Raw genomic sequence first — 14718 nt, forward strand, 5'->3', positions numbered from 1 at the left:
TCGTTTGGATCGGTCAACCGGTCATTTTCTTAACTGATCGGCATTAGACCTGAGTCGCTTTTTAATAAACATCATGCTTAATTATAAATCGCTTGCACTTGTATCAAGTGGGGCAAAGCTTTTAATTAAATCATCAACTGCTTTCATTTGCGTTAAGTACCCTTCTAACTTACTAAGTGCTAGCGCACATGGGCCATCACATTTAGCTTCGTTAGGGTTTGGATGCGCCTCAATAAATAAACCTGCAATACCTAGCGCCATACCACTTCGAGCAAGCTCTGCAGCTTGTGCACGACGACCATCAGCAGAGTCAGCTCGTCCACCAGGGCGTTGTAGCGCATGTGTTGCATCAAAAATAACAGGCGCCATTGCTTTCATGTCATCCATACCCAGCATATCAACCACTAGGTTGTTGTAACCAAAGCTAGAACCACGCTCACAAAGTGCGATGTTATTATTACCCGCTTCATTAAATTTAGTAATGATGTGGCGCATTTCATGCGGCGCTAAAAACTGTGGTTTTTTCACGTTAATAATTGCACCTGTTTTAGCCATCGCCACAACTAAATCTGTTTGACGTGCTAAAAAGGCTGGTAACTGAATTACATCAACAACTTCAGCAACAGGTGCTGCTTGATGCGGTTCATGTACATCAGTAATAAGCGGTATGTTGAAAGTCTTTTTAATCTCTTCAAATATTTTTAAACCTTCTTCCATACCAGGACCACGGTACGAATTGATTGAAGAACGGTTAGCCTTATCAAATGACGCTTTAAATACATAAGGAATATTGAGTTTCGTCGTAACTTCTACGTAATGCTCTGCAACACGCATAGCTAAATCGCGAGATTCTAATACGTTAATACCACCAAACAATACAAACGGTTTGTTGTTTGCTAGTTCAATTTCATTAATTTTAATAATTTGGTCTTTCATTTAAATTCCTTACGGTGCAACTGCTTGCATCATTAATCCACAAATATAAGCCATATAAGTACCCACACCATAGCCCAGTACAGCTAACAGGACACCAACAGGCGCAAGCGAAGGGTGAAATGCTGATGCTACAACAGGTGCAGACGCTGCACCGCCCACATTAGCCTGCGAGCCCACAGCCATATAAAATAATGGTGCTTTAATTAGTTTAGCTACTACTAACATTATGCTTGCATGCACTAACATCCAAATGGCACCAACTAAAAATAACCCTGGGTTATTAAAAATAGCGGTTACATTCATATGCAAACCAATCGATGCAACTAAAATATACAAAAAGCTAGAGGCTACTTTTGAAGCGCCAAACGCTTCTATTTGTCTAACTTTAGTAAACGATAAGCCTATGCCAATCGTTGTTGATATAACAATTAGCCAAAAGAATTTACTGTTTAAGCTGTATTCTTTTGCCCATTCATAAGTCGTGCCAAAGTACGGACCTAAAAAGTCAGCACAAAAATGCGCTAAACCGGTTATACCAAATGCAATTGCAAGCAGCGTCATGTAATCGTTAAGAGTAGGAATACGGGCATGTTCAGCGTGATAGGCTTCAACACGTTTTTTTAAATCTTCAATTGCGCTTGTATCAGCACCCGTAGCTGCATCAATCTTTTTATGGTTTGCTGCCATTAACAATAAAACAGCCATCCAAATATTCGCGACTATTACATCTACTGTAATCATTACAGAAAATATATCACCACCAACTTCAAACATCTCTTTCATTGATGCTTGGTTAGCACCACCGCCAATCCAGCTACCCGCAACGGTTGTCATACCGCGCCATACTGCATCGGGCCCATGACCACCAACAATACTTGGGTCAAATGCACTCACGACTAAAATAGCTAATGGCCCACCAATAACAATGCCCAATGTACCCACTAAAAACATAATGAGCGCTTTAGGGCCTAAGTTAATAATAGCTTTTAAATCAATACTAATGGTAAGCAGTATTAAACAAGCAGGCAGTAAGTAGCGCGAAGCCACATAATAAACATTGGATTTATTACCATCTACAATACCAAAGGTATTTAATAACGAAGGTAAAAAGTAACACAGTAGTAAAGCAGGTACGTATTTATAAAATCGTTTTAAAGCTGGACGCTCACTGTTTGAGGTTTTAAAAATAAACCCCAAAATAATAGCAAGCAAACCAAGCACAACGGCATCATTTGTAATTAATGCGCTTTGAGTTTCAACCATAATTATTCCTATTCTTAATGGTGCGTTTTATTATTATCTTCTAGTTCTTCTATTTGGTGTTGAATAATCTCTATTGCAGGATCGTCCGGACACTCATCGACAAAAAACTGTAAATCATCACGTGCCATTTTAGGGCAACCGAGCTGATTTAATAAGTAACCTCTGTCGCGTCTCTCATACGGGTCGTCGCCTATTAGCTCCATTAGCATCTCTACACAGGTCAAAGCATGACCAAATTTGTTTTCGCTAATGAAAGACCATTTTTGCTGAGCTAAAAATAGCTTATATACTTCGTCATCAAAAATTAACTCTAAAGGCTCTTGTTCTTGCCCATCATCTTCATCTGCGTTTTCAGGGATGATATACCAGCTTTGTTGCCCGCTGCTTGGCTCAATTATGTAGCCCTCTTCATCACTTATCGCCACATGAACACCAACATCACCCAGCGTAAGACTAAGATTTGCATCAAAGTTAGCTTGTTGTAAAAAGTGACAAAGTATAATTGCAAGCGTTGTTGGTGAGCCACTACGCATAGAAAGCGTATAGCTTAATGTATTTAATTTGTATTCTGGCACTTTTAAGCCTGAGGCACTAAATAGCCAATCGCTGTAAAACATATCTAATAATTTTTCGAAGCAATCGTGCTCATCACTCACTTTTAAACACAGCGCTGAAATTTGCTGTTCAAAGTCAGTTAAAGTTTCATAACATGGTGTTAAATCTATCTGAGGGTCCCATTTTGACTCTGCTTTAATACAGCGGTAAATCGCTGGAGGTGTAAATTCATCGTAAGCATCATCAAGATAAGATTCATCGTGTTCGTCAAACCCGAGGGTAGTCATTAATACTGCAACATTTTAGAAAACGAAGGCGTAGTTTACCTAACTTTAAAGCTATATACCAATATAGAGATTTTTTTGAATATTTTCTGAGAGGGAGTCGTATTTGAGCTTTATAAAACAACTATAAAGCTCAAATAGTCAGGTATTACTTAAAGCAAAAAAGCTGATTTAGACGTCGCTAAATAACCTATCGCTAAAATAACAGCAGTGTTAACTAAAACGTAAGCAACTTTAGCCGTCATTTTAGTTTGTCTGGCGCTTTTAGCCCCAATACCAATATATATAACCACTAAAACTATTTTTTCTAATAGCCAATATTGTTCAAACGGGTTAATTTTAGCCATAAATATAAGCGTAAGTGCCGACACTAATAACAAAGTATCTATACTATGACTACCAATCATTACCGCTTTATTTTTTGCTAATTTACCACTGCCCATTCGCGAAAATGCGCGAACATAAAATAAAATCACACTCAACATCGCAATTGCCATGTGTGAATGCTTTACTGCTAAATAATCCATATGCCCCTGTACTTCTGTTTTATAAAAATTTAATCAGGAAAACGGTTAAGAACCGCTTCTAACTCATCAAGCTTCTCGTTAAATACTTCAACCAATTTTGGTTCAAAGTGTGTGCCTTTTTGAGCGTTAATTTCATCAACTACGTTTTGCAGTGTCCAAGGTTCTTTATAGCATCGTTTATGGCGAAGTGCATCGTATACATCAGCAAGTGCAACTATACGACCAAATACATTAATTGCGTTTCCGCTTAAACCTTGTGGGTAACCAGAGCCATCCCATTTTTCATGATGCTCTTTTGCAATAATTGCGCCTGCACTAACAATCTCATGCGGCGAGTCTTTTAAAATAGTATAGCCTTTATCAGTATGGGTTTTCATCACTTCCCATTCTTGGGCGTCTAACTTTGCTGGTTTATTTAATACCGCATCAGGAATGCCCACTTTGCCTACATCATGAAGAGGCGACGCCAACCTTACTAAATCAGCATCATGCTTAGATAAGCCATACCCTTGTGCCAATATATGACAAATATGTGCTACACGCTTAACATGATTACCCGTTTCTGTTGAGCGTTGCTCTACCGCTTCACTTAACCTGTAAACAAGCTCTTGTTGCGTTGCTTCTATTTCAGACTGAAGTTGTACATTTTCAAACGCAAGTTGCACGTTTTGAGAGAAAATCTTAATTAAATGGCGCTGAGTATCCGTTAAATCCTTTGGAATACCTGATATAAATAGCATCGAATTATGATTGTACTCACTGCTACAATACGCAAATAAGTAGTTATCTTTATAAATAATGCTTTTTTCATTAAGCGCCTGATGACATGCACTTAATTGTTCAGCTTGTAATACCTCATCGAGCTCTTTACCTTCACTTTTTTCAAAGTCACCGGTACCCGAGCAAACAATTAATTTTTTATTATTTTGTGCTTCAGGATTTTGCGCAACTAAAGTAGTTGCATACATAGCTTGATCAGCAATACCGAGTAAAGAAGTTAACTGCTGCATAACGCCTTCAATAAAGTGCTCTATTGAATGCGCAGAAAAAATATCACGGGACGCTATAATTATTTTCTCAAGCCCTTCGCGTGACTGCTCAATCGAAATAATATCCCGATACGAACGCAGGCTCGACATAATAACAGTAAATAACTTTTGAGCCGTTAGCTCTGTTTTAGATTTGTAATCGTTAATATCATAATTAATAATTACTTGTCGTTCAGGTGCTTGACCAGGTTGACCCGTTCTTAAAATAATTCGAATATGATTATTTTTAGCTTCTTCACGAATAAACTTAGCAACTTGCAAACCGGCATCATCGGTCTCCATTACTACATCAAGTAGTACAATGGCTGCATCTGGATGCTCTTTCACAAGCTCTTTTGCTTCAGCACCTGAGTACGCACTAATAAATTCTAAGCGTTTATTTTGAAACTCAAAATCACTCAACGCTAGTTTTGTAACAGCATGAACTTCAGGTTCATCATCAACGATTAATACTTTCCAGGTACCGAGTTCAATCTCATTGATTGCTTCTTCTGGCTCATCTGAAAATAAAAAATCACCCATCATAGTCGAAATTCCTTCATGGCATTATTTAACGCACTAGCAGGCAATTATTATTCTTTAGGGCCACTGTGCAAACGTTACACGGTCATTATCACCAAAGTCTTTCACTGTTTTAATATCCACAAATGCCATTTTTTTGAAGAAATGACGAACAGCTTCACCTTGCTCAAAACCGTGTTCTATTAAAAGATAGCCACTAGATAACAAATAGTCACGTGATTGTGTAATTATTTGTTTAATATCAGACATTCCACAATCATCAGCCACTAATGCCGACAAAGGCTCAAAGCGCACATCGCCCTGATTTAAATGTATATCACTGCTTTCAATATAAGGCGGGTTGGTAACAATTAGGTTGAATTTCTCACCATGTAACTCGCTAAACCAGTTGCTTTGCTTAACGTGAACGTTATTAATAGCCAATCGCTGCTGGTTACGTGTAGCCAGTGCAACTGCATCGCTTACTCTATCTACTGCAATAATTTGCCAATTAGGCATTTCACTACCAAGGGCCAGTGCGATTGCACCAGTACCCGTGCCTAAATCAAGCACTTTAGCTGTAGCAGGTACAGCCACTTCAAGTGCTTGTTCTACTAACGTTTCAGTATCTGGTCGAGGTATTAAAGTTGTTGCGTTAACTTCAAGCGATAAGCTCCAAAATTCACGTTGCCCCGTAATATGTGCAACAGGTTCACCGTTTAAACGTCTTTGGCAAAATGTATTAAATTGCTGTTGTTGTTCGGCATTAAGCGCATGCTCTGGCCAAGTAAAAAGGTAACTGTGAGGTTTTTGAAGAATATGTAGAAGTAAAACTTGTGCGTCTAATTTAGCACTTTCGCTGCTAGGTGCTAATAAATTAGCGCCTGCAGCAATAGCTTGTTCAAGAGTTTGGCTCACGATTACTCGTCGCCCATAGCCGCTAATAAGTCAGCTTGATGTTCTTGCATTAATGGGTCAATAACGCAGCTTAAATCACCCGCTACCACTTCATTCAAACGATAAAGTGTTAAGTTAATACGGTGATCGGTAATACGACCTTGTGGGTAGTTATAAGTACGGATACGTTCAGAACGATCGCCACTACCTACTAAGTCACGACGTTCAGATGCTTCTGCCGCATGGCGCTTTTCATCTTCAGCCTGTTGTAAACGTGCTGCAAGTACTGACATCGCTTTAGCACGGTTTTTATGCTGTGAACGTTGATCCTGACACTCAACCACAACACCGGTAGGTATATGTGTAAGTCGAATAGCAGAATCTGTTTTATTAACGTGCTGACCACCTGCGCCTGATGCACGAAATGTATCAACTTTTAAATCTGCGGTATTAATTTGTATCGCTTCTGCCTCTGGTACTTCCGCCATTACCGCAACAGTACACGCAGAGGTATGAACTCGCCCTTGTGACTCAGTTTCTGGCACACGTTGTACGCGGTGTACACCTGATTCAAACTTTAATTGACCGTAAACGCCTTCGCCACTAATATTTGCAATAACTTCTTTGTAACCACCGTGCTCACCTTCATTGGTGCTCACAACTTCTACTTTCCATTTTTTAGTTTCTGCATAGCGGCTGTACATACGGAATAAGTCGCCAGCAAAAATAGCCGCTTCATCACCGCCTGTTCCAGCGCGTACTTCAACAAACACGTTGTTATTATCTCGCGGATCTTTTGGCAACATTAATACTTGAATTTGATCTTCAATTGCCAAAATTTGTGCTTTAGCTTCTTTATATTCTTCTTGCGCCATTTCACGCATTTCAGGGTCAGAATCTTTAAGCATTTCTTCTGCACTGGCTAAATCATCTTGCGTTTCTTTGTAAGTTAAAAACGTTTTTACAATCTCTTCAAGCTCAGAGTATTCTTTTGAAAGCCCACGAAAACGATTTTGATCACTAATGACCGACGGGTCGCTTAGTAGCGCTTGTACTTCTTCGTAACGCTCTACTAAGGTTTCTAATTTATTATAAACAGACTCTTTCATTTAACGGTTATTCCTGATCAATACCTAACATTTTTTTCAACTGGTTTAGCTGCGCCACTTCACCTTTTTTCGCTGCGTCTTGTATTGCACGGGTAGGCGCGTGCATTAAGCGATTGGTTAATTTATTGGCGAGCTCTAATATAATTTTTTCTGCATCTTTACCTGTATTTAGCTGACTAACAGCACGCTCTACAAGTTCTGACTTAATTGTTTGTACATCATTTCGATAATGGCGGATTAAATCTACCGAATCGAGTGAGCGCATCCACATTGCAAATTCTTTGGTGCGTTCAGTAATAATTATTTGCGCTTGCTGTGCAGCTTGCTCACGCGCTGCCATATTCTCGCTTACAATGGTTTGTAAGTCATCAACGGAATATAAATAGGCAGCATCTAGCTCACCTACTTGGCTTTCTATGTCGCGCGGAACCGCAATATCTATAAATAGCATAGGCTTGTGACGGCGCTGCTTAAGCGCTTGCTCAACCACCCCTTTACCAATAATAGGTAAAGTACTGGCGGTAGAACTAATGACTATATCGGCTTCATGTAAACGTTCTGGTAACTGTGCAAGTGCGATAACATCTGCAGACACTTCATCAGCAAGGCTGCGAGCACGTTCAATTGTTCTATTAGCTACCGTTATTTTTTTAGGCTCATTTTGATATAAATGTTTAGCAACCAGTTCAATGGTTTCACCAGCACCAATCAATAACACATTGGTTTGATCAAGCTTGCCATAAATATGTTTTGCTAAATTAACAGCCGCAAATGCAACCGACACGGCACTTGCGCCTATATTTGTTTCAGTGCGAACTTGCTTCGCTACCGAAAAGGTTTTTTGAAACAACCTATCAAAAGTAACCCCTATTGCATCGTGGGTTTTAGCACTAAAAAACGATTGCTTTATTTGCCCTAAAATTTGCGGCTCGCCTAACACCAAAGAATCCAACCCACACGCTACGCGCATTAAGTGGTTAATGGCGTCATTACCTTCATGGCAGTATATATTGCTGCTCAGTTCATGTTCATCCAAACCATGGAAACTGGCAAGCCACGTTAACAGTGTTTGGGAATTTTGCTGAGCGAGGCTACAATAGATCTCGGTTCGATTACAGGTAGACACAATAACCGCTTCATTAAAGTCGGCATGGCCACTTAATTGTTGCAACGCCTCTGAAATTTGCTCAGGCGAAAAAGCCACTTTTTCACGTAATTCTACGGATGCGGTTTTGTGATTTATACCTAGTGCTATTATGGTCATATTTGCCAAATATTGCTGAGCCCTACTTCAAAGGCGGTAATTTTACCAAAAATCAGCGGAATATGGAAAGTAAGGAACAACATTTGATTCGACAATATTTGATTTTATTCATGTTTTTTTTATTATTAGGTGGCTGTGCCCATCAAATTGATACAAAAACAACACTTTATGATGATTGGAAGCCACGTTTAGCTGCTCAAAAAACTTGGCAGGTCGAGGGTAAACTCGCGTTTATAAGCCCAGAAGAGCGTCAATCTGCAAACTTAAATTGGCAGCAAACAACAAATTCCAATAATTTAATACTGACTACTTTTATTGGTACTCGTATTTTGTCGCTTAAACAAACAGCAAATGGTGCTGAATTAGAGTTTGACGGCGATGAGTACTTTGATACTAATGCTGCAGAGCTTTTAAAGCGTTTAACGGGTTTTACACTCCCTGTTGATAACGCCGATAACTGGCTTAAAGGCACCATTGACGATCAAAGTTTAGTCGTTGATGAACTAGGCCGTGCTAAGCAAGTATTATGGTTTGATAATGCAGGCAAGAAATGGCAAATAGATTACGGCACTTACGTACAAAACGCAGGTTACTGGTTACCTACTAAACTGACGTTAAAGCACCAACAAATAAAAATAAAAATTCAACTCTACGATTGGCAGTTTAAATAAGTATGAATAACAAAACCTCTTTTTCACTTATTGCTCCGGCAAAACTCAATTTATTTTTACATATTAATGCTCGCCGAGAAGATGGCTATCATGAACTAGAAACCTTATTTACTTTTTTAAATTTTGGTGATGAGTTGCATTTTGAGCTAACAACAGACGGTGGTATTTCTGTCGGGGGTGATACTAAAGACATACCCCTAAATGATAATCTCATCTATAAAGCGGCTTTATTATTACAAACACACTGTAAAACCTCTTTAGGTGTAAAAATAAATTTAATTAAACGCTTACCGATGGGCGGAGGTGTTGGAGGTGGTTCATCCGACGCCGCAAGTACTTTATTAGCGCTAAATAAATTATGGAAATTAGAACTAAATTTAGAAATTCTAGCCCAATTAGGACTTAAATTAGGGGCTGATGTTCCGGTGTTCATACAAGGGCAAAGCGCCATAGCGCATGGTATTGGTGAGAAATTACACCAGGTAAAACTTGAACAAAAATGGTACTGCGTTGTACACCCAAACCAACATGTAAGTACTGCAAAAATATTTACACATCCAGATTTAAAACGCGACACACCAAAAATAATAGGCGATTGGAAACACCATACTTTAACCAACGATTGTGAGCCTTTAGTTAAAAAGCTTTGCCCCGAGGTTGAAAAAACCCTCCAGTGGTTGCTAAAATACGCACCGTCGAAGATGACCGGAACAGGTTCATGTTGTTTTGTCGAATTTGCTAGTCAAGTTCAAGCACAAGATGTACTTGAAAATCTCCCCCATACTTGGCAGGGTTTTGTGGCTTCAAGCGCAAATGTCTCACCTGCTCATACGGAGTTAACCGCCATATTCGATCAATGAAGTAACGTACAAGTAATCATAAGTTAACTCGCAGTGGTATTTATCATTGCCCGTTAGTCCAAATATTCAGTGCCTGAGGAACCCTACCGTGCCTGACATGAAGCTCTTCGCTGGTAACGCAACACCTGAGTTAGCTCAAAAAGTTGCAAAACGTTTATATATTGAATTAGGCGATGCTGTTGTTGGCCGTTTTAGCGACGGTGAGATCAGTGTTCAAATAAATGAAAATGTTCGTGGCTCGGACGTTTTTATCTTGCAATCAACCTGTGCCCCTACAAACGATAACCTAATGGAACTTATCGTTATGGTTGATGCTCTACGTCGTGCATCTGCAGGTCGTATTACTGCCGTCATTCCTTATTTTGGTTATGCGCGCCAAGACCGTCGTGTACGTTCTGCCCGTGTTCCAATTACCGCTAAAGTTGTTGCCGATTTCTTATCAAGCGTTGGTGTTGACCGTGTTCTTACGGTTGATTTACACGCTGAACAAATCCAAGGCTTCTTTGATGTACCAGTAGACAACGTATTTGGCAGCCCTGTATTACTTGAAGATATGAAAGAACGCGACTTTGAAGACGTCGTTGTTGTATCTCCAGATATTGGTGGTGTTGTACGCGCACGTGCAATTGCAAAACTACTAAACGATACCGATTTAGCAATCATTGATAAACGTCGCCCTCAAGCAAACGTTTCTCAAGTAATGCACATTATTGGTGACGTTGAAGGTCGTGATTGTATTATCGTAGATGATATGATTGATACCGGTGGTACGTTATGTAAAGCCGCAGAAGCACTTAAAGAACATGGCGCTAAACGCGTATTTGCATACGCAACGCACCCTATTCTTTCAGGTAAAGCAGCAGAAAACTTACGTGACTCGATGATTGACGAAGTAATTGTAACTGACTCAATTCCGCTATCTGACGAGCTTAAAGCCCTTGATAAAATTAAGGTACTTACGCTTGCTGACATGTTAGCAGAGACTATTCGTCGTATTAGTAACGAAGAATCTATCTCAGCGATGTTTGAACACTAAAATTAAACATTCCTGAGTATAAAAGCGCCTTTTGGCGCTTTTTTTGTAAGCGATGTTTATTTTGTCTGGGCGTGGTGGTATGATAGCGCGCCTTTTGGCTAGGGACCTTGGTCGCAAAGGCCCTACACATTTTAATAACTGGAGACATCATGTCTAACAAAACTTATACATATAACGCTGAACTTCGCGTAGAAACTGGTACTGGTGCGAGCCGCCGCCTACGTCGCGAAGACAAAGTTCCTGCAATCCTTTACGGAGCTGACAAAGAAGCTTTATCTCTTACTTTTGCTCATAAAGATATGATCAAAGCACAAGAAGACGAAGGTTTTTACACGCATATCCTTACGCTTAACGTAGATGGCGAAGCTGTTGAAGTAATCTTAAAAGATATCCAACGTCACCCATTCAAGCCTAAGCTTACTCACCTTGATTTCCAACGTGTAGATGCTACTCATAAATTTCAAACTAAAGTTCCTCTTCACTTCATCGGTGAAGATATTGTAACTAAAGCTGGCGCAACTGTTGTTCACCAGTTAACTGAAGTTGAAATTACGTGTCTTCCAAAAGCACTTCCAGAATTCATTGAAGTAGATGTTTCTAAGTTTGTTGTTGGCGATTCTGTTCATATTTCTGACCTTACTTTCCCTAAAGGCGTTAGCTCTGTAGATTTAGGTAAAGGCGAAGGCCATGATCAGTCTATCCTGACTATCAAAGCAAACAAAGCAGCTCCAGTTGAAGACGACGCTGCAGCAGCAGAATAATTTTTAAGGTCTCGCAACCTTGAATTCTATTCAAATGCTTGTGGGCCTGGCTAATCCAGGCCCCGAATACGCAAACACACGCCACAATGCAGGTGCTTGGTTCATCGAGCAAATCGCTGCACGCTACAACTGCACCCTAAAATACGATCCTAAATATCACGGCCTTACAGGCAAAGTGATCATTCAAGGCCAAGAATTCAAATTATTGATCCCCACTACTTACATGAATTTAAGTGGTAAAGCGGTCGGTAGTTTAGCTAATTTTTTCAAAATCCCTGTCGAGGACATTTTAGTTGCCCATGACGAATTGGATTTAGACCCAGGCGTTGCCAAGTTAAAAAAAGGCGGCGGGCATGGCGGTCATAATGGTTTAAAAGACATTATTGCAAAAATGGCAAATCAAAAAGACTTTATGCGCTTGCGCATTGGTGTAGGTCATCCGGGGCATCGTGAAATGGTTACTGGTTGGGTGCTTGGAAAAGCGGTCAAAGCAGACCAAGAAAAAATGGATGCTGCTGTTGATGAAGCAGTTCGTTGCATGGAAATACTTGCAAAAGATGGTGTGTTAAAAGCACAAAACAGACTACATTCGTTTAAACCCTAGTAACTTGGGTCCAAGTACACCGTTTAAACGAATTCTAAACAAGGTATCTTACTATGGGTTTTAAATGTGGCATCGTTGGCTTGCCTAACGTTGGTAAATCAACGCTTTTCAATGCACTAACTAAAGCGGGTATTGAAGCCGCTAACTTTCCTTTTTGTACCATTGAGCCTAATACAGGTGTGGTACCTGTGCCAGATCCTCGTCTAGACGAACTTGCTAAAATAGTTAATCCTCAACGAGTTCTTACCACCAGTATGGAATTTGTAGACATTGCTGGCTTAGTAAAAGGCGCATCTAAAGGTGAAGGCCTTGGTAACCAGTTTTTAGCTAACATTCGTGAAACCGATGCAATTGGCCACGTAGTTCGCTGTTTTGAAGATGAAAACATCATCCACGTAGCAGGCACTATTGACCCTGCTGACGATATTGACGTAATCAACACTGAGTTAGTACTTGCTGATATGGATAGCGCTGAAAAAGCCCTTTTCCGTAATTCAAAAAAAGCAAAAGGTGGCGATAAAGACGCTAAAGAGCAAAATGCTGTACTTGAAAAAGTAAAAGTGCATCTTGACGAAGGCTTAACTTTACGTGGTCTAGCACTAACTAAAGAAGAAAAAGCAGCAATCAGCTCTATTAACTTCTTAACGATTAAACCAACAATGTATATTGCAAACGTTGCTGAAGATGGTTTTGAAAATAACCCATACCTTGACCGCGTACGCGCTATTGCCGCAGCTGAAGATGCGATTGTTGTTCCTGTATGTGCCGCTATCGAGTCTGAGCTTTCAGAACTAGATGACGAAGACAAGCTAGAGTTTATGGCTGATCTTGGTCTAGAAGAGCCAGGTCTTAACCTTGTTATTCGTGGTGGTTATGAATTACTACAATTACAAACTTATTTCACAGCTGGCGTAAAAGAAGTACGCGCATGGACAATCCCTGTAGGTGCAACAGCACCACAAGCAGCGGGTAAAATCCATACCGACTTCGAGCGTGGCTTTATCCGTGCGCAAACTATTGCTTTTGACGACTTTGTTGCCTTTAAAGGTGAGAGTGGCGCAAAAGAAGCAGGTAAGATGCGCCAAGAAGGTAAAGAGTACATTGTTAAAGATGGCGATGTAATGAACTTCTTGTTCAACGTATAAGTACAAATTAAACCAATTTCACTTGGTAATAATTTTTAAAGGCTCGTTTTTACGAGCCTTTTTTGTATTTAAGCATTATAAAAATAATAATTAGCCTCAACTAGTCTATCTTTGTAATATCGCTTAATTAAAGAAGTACAGGGTTAATTAAGATTCCGCGCCTTAAAGGCAGCTAAAAAAACAGCATTTTTATTAAATTTTAGCCTGTTAGCTTAATTTTCCTGCAAACAAACACAGTTAAGTGTTTTTTTGCAAAAAAGGTGTTGACGAATTTGGGTCATATCAGCATAATACGCCCCGCACTCAGCGATGAAGTGCTAACAAAAAAAGATGGCTAAGTAGCTCAGCTGGTTAGAGCACATCACTCATAATGATGGGGTCACAGGTTCAAATCCCGTCTTAGCCACCATTATTTTTTTGTTGCTCAATGAAGAGTTTAAAATAACTACCTTGTGTGCGGGAGTGGCGGAATTGGTAGACGCGCTGGATTTAGGTTCCAGTATCTTAGGATGTGAGAGTTCAAGTCTCTCCTTCCGCACCATAATTCTTGATAAGAATTAAAAGTATCAATTGTTATTGTTGGGATATCGCCAAGCGGTAAGGCACCAGGTTTTGATCCTGGCATTCCCAGGTTCAAATCCTGGTATCCCAGCCAACAATGGCTAAGTAGCTCAGCTGGTTAGAGCACATCACTCATAATGATGGGGTCACAGGTTCAAATCCCGTCTTAGCCACCATTTCTTCTTTTAGAAATGGCTCTGCAAGAGTTAAATTGCAGCTCAATGAAGAGTTTAAAATAACTACCTGTACTTTATTGTACAAACGATGCGGGAGTGGCGGAATTGGTAGACGCGCTGGATTTAGGTTCCAGTAACTTCGGTTGTGAGAGTTCAAGTCTCTCTTTCCGCACCATTTCTTGATAAGAAATAAAATTATCATTAATTCTTTGTTGGGATATCGCCAAGCGGTAAGGCACCAGGTTTTGATCCTGGCATTCCCAGGTTCAAATCCTGGTATCCCAGCCAACTTCTTCTACCAAGGAAAGTTGGATAAAAGAATTGCTCTAGCTTAGAGTTTAAATTGGCAAATTGTTGATGCGGGAGTGGCGGAATTGGTAGACGCGCTGGATTTAGGTTCCAGTAACTTCGGTTGTGAGAGTTCAAGTCTCTCTTTCCGCACCATGTTCTTATAAGAACTAAAATTATAAAGAATTCTTTGTTGGGATATCGCCAAGCGGTAAGGCACCAGGTTTTGAT

Annotated in this window: 14 protein-coding genes and 7 tRNA genes; 13 read left to right on the forward strand and 8 right to left on the reverse strand. The window is 40.0% G+C overall.

Going from position 1 to position 14718, the window contains the following annotated elements; translation table 11 throughout:
- Positions 1-81 precede the first annotated feature (81 nt).
- The 8 genes from kdsA to hemA form a co-directional block, all read right to left on the reverse strand.
- On the reverse strand, positions 82-936 hold the full coding sequence (gene kdsA / locus GQR46_RS06545; RefSeq protein ID WP_007583968.1) for a 3-deoxy-8-phosphooctulonate synthase: 855 nt from the start codon (positions 934-936) through the stop codon (positions 82-84).
- 9 nt (positions 937-945) lie between these two features.
- Entirely contained in the window at positions 946-2199 is a 1254-nt protein-coding gene (locus tag GQR46_RS06550) for a DUF819 family protein (RefSeq protein WP_007583967.1), read from the reverse strand.
- A gap of 14 nt (positions 2200-2213) precedes the next feature.
- A complete protein-coding gene (locus tag GQR46_RS06555; protein WP_165734818.1) occupies positions 2214-3041 on the reverse strand; it encodes a tetratricopeptide repeat protein in 828 nt (275 codons plus the stop codon).
- 149 nt (positions 3042-3190) lie between these two features.
- The gene (locus GQR46_RS06560; RefSeq protein WP_007583965.1) at positions 3191-3565 is read right to left on the reverse strand and encodes a SirB2 family protein; all 375 of its coding nucleotides are present in this window, start codon (positions 3563-3565) and stop codon (positions 3191-3193) included.
- A gap of 29 nt (positions 3566-3594) precedes the next feature.
- Positions 3595-5139, reverse strand: coding sequence for a response regulator (locus GQR46_RS06565; protein ID WP_007583964.1), 1545 nt, complete (start codon positions 5137-5139; stop codon positions 3595-3597).
- A gap of 54 nt (positions 5140-5193) precedes the next feature.
- Positions 5194-6033: a peptide chain release factor N(5)-glutamine methyltransferase gene (gene prmC / locus GQR46_RS06570; RefSeq protein ID WP_165740489.1), complete on the reverse strand. Its 840-nt coding sequence runs from the start codon at positions 6031-6033 to the stop codon at positions 5194-5196.
- Positions 6034-6035: 2 nt separating this feature from the next.
- A complete protein-coding gene (prfA, locus tag GQR46_RS06575) occupies positions 6036-7121 on the reverse strand; it encodes a peptide chain release factor 1 (RefSeq protein WP_024593863.1) in 1086 nt (361 codons plus the stop codon).
- A gap of 7 nt (positions 7122-7128) precedes the next feature.
- A complete protein-coding gene (hemA, locus tag GQR46_RS06580; protein WP_010554718.1) occupies positions 7129-8385 on the reverse strand; it encodes a glutamyl-tRNA reductase in 1257 nt (418 codons plus the stop codon).
- Between the two features lie 83 nt (positions 8386-8468).
- Here hemA and lolB point away from each other — a divergent pair, with 83 nt between their 5' ends.
- From lolB to GQR46_RS06645, 13 genes are all read left to right on the forward strand, one after another.
- Positions 8469-9056 carry a lipoprotein insertase outer membrane protein LolB gene (lolB, locus tag GQR46_RS06585; RefSeq protein WP_024593864.1) on the forward strand — a complete coding sequence of 196 codons (588 nt, stop codon included), beginning with the start codon at positions 8469-8471 and terminating at the stop codon, positions 9054-9056.
- 2 nt (positions 9057-9058) lie between these two features.
- Complete coding sequence (gene ispE, locus GQR46_RS06590; protein ID WP_010554716.1) at positions 9059-9916, forward strand: 4-(cytidine 5'-diphospho)-2-C-methyl-D-erythritol kinase; 858 nt, start codon at positions 9059-9061, stop codon at positions 9914-9916.
- An 88-nt stretch (positions 9917-10004) separates the two neighbouring features.
- Positions 10005-10952 carry a ribose-phosphate pyrophosphokinase gene (locus tag GQR46_RS06595; RefSeq protein ID WP_007583957.1) on the forward strand — a complete coding sequence of 316 codons (948 nt, stop codon included), beginning with the start codon at positions 10005-10007 and terminating at the stop codon, positions 10950-10952.
- Positions 10953-11101: 149 nt separating this feature from the next.
- The gene (locus tag GQR46_RS06600) at positions 11102-11713 is read left to right on the forward strand and encodes a 50S ribosomal protein L25/general stress protein Ctc (protein WP_008171830.1); all 612 of its coding nucleotides are present in this window, start codon (positions 11102-11104) and stop codon (positions 11711-11713) included.
- A 19-nt stretch (positions 11714-11732) separates the two neighbouring features.
- Positions 11733-12317: an aminoacyl-tRNA hydrolase gene (gene pth / locus GQR46_RS06605; protein WP_165740491.1), complete on the forward strand. Its 585-nt coding sequence runs from the start codon at positions 11733-11735 to the stop codon at positions 12315-12317.
- 53 nt (positions 12318-12370) lie between these two features.
- Positions 12371-13462, forward strand: a complete 1092-nt coding sequence (ychF, locus tag GQR46_RS06610; RefSeq protein ID WP_007583951.1) for a redox-regulated ATPase YchF — start codon at positions 12371-12373, stop codon at positions 13460-13462.
- 332 nt (positions 13463-13794) lie between these two features.
- Positions 13795-13871: transfer RNA gene (locus GQR46_RS06615), tRNA-Met, on the forward strand.
- Between the two features lie 47 nt (positions 13872-13918).
- Positions 13919-14003: transfer RNA gene (locus GQR46_RS06620), tRNA-Leu, on the forward strand.
- A 39-nt stretch (positions 14004-14042) separates the two neighbouring features.
- Positions 14043-14117, forward strand: a tRNA-Gln gene (locus tag GQR46_RS06625).
- Positions 14118-14122: 5 nt separating this feature from the next.
- Positions 14123-14199: transfer RNA gene (locus tag GQR46_RS06630), tRNA-Met, on the forward strand.
- Positions 14200-14289: 90 nt separating this feature from the next.
- A tRNA-Leu gene (locus GQR46_RS06635) sits at positions 14290-14374 on the forward strand.
- A gap of 38 nt (positions 14375-14412) precedes the next feature.
- Positions 14413-14487, forward strand: a tRNA-Gln gene (locus GQR46_RS06640).
- A 71-nt stretch (positions 14488-14558) separates the two neighbouring features.
- Positions 14559-14643: transfer RNA gene (locus tag GQR46_RS06645), tRNA-Leu, on the forward strand.
- The last annotated feature ends 75 nt before the right edge of the window (positions 14644-14718 follow it).

Source organism: Pseudoalteromonas sp. Z1A6 (assembly GCF_011378745.1).
Taxonomy (GTDB): domain Bacteria; phylum Pseudomonadota; class Gammaproteobacteria; order Enterobacterales; family Alteromonadaceae; genus Pseudoalteromonas; species Pseudoalteromonas arctica.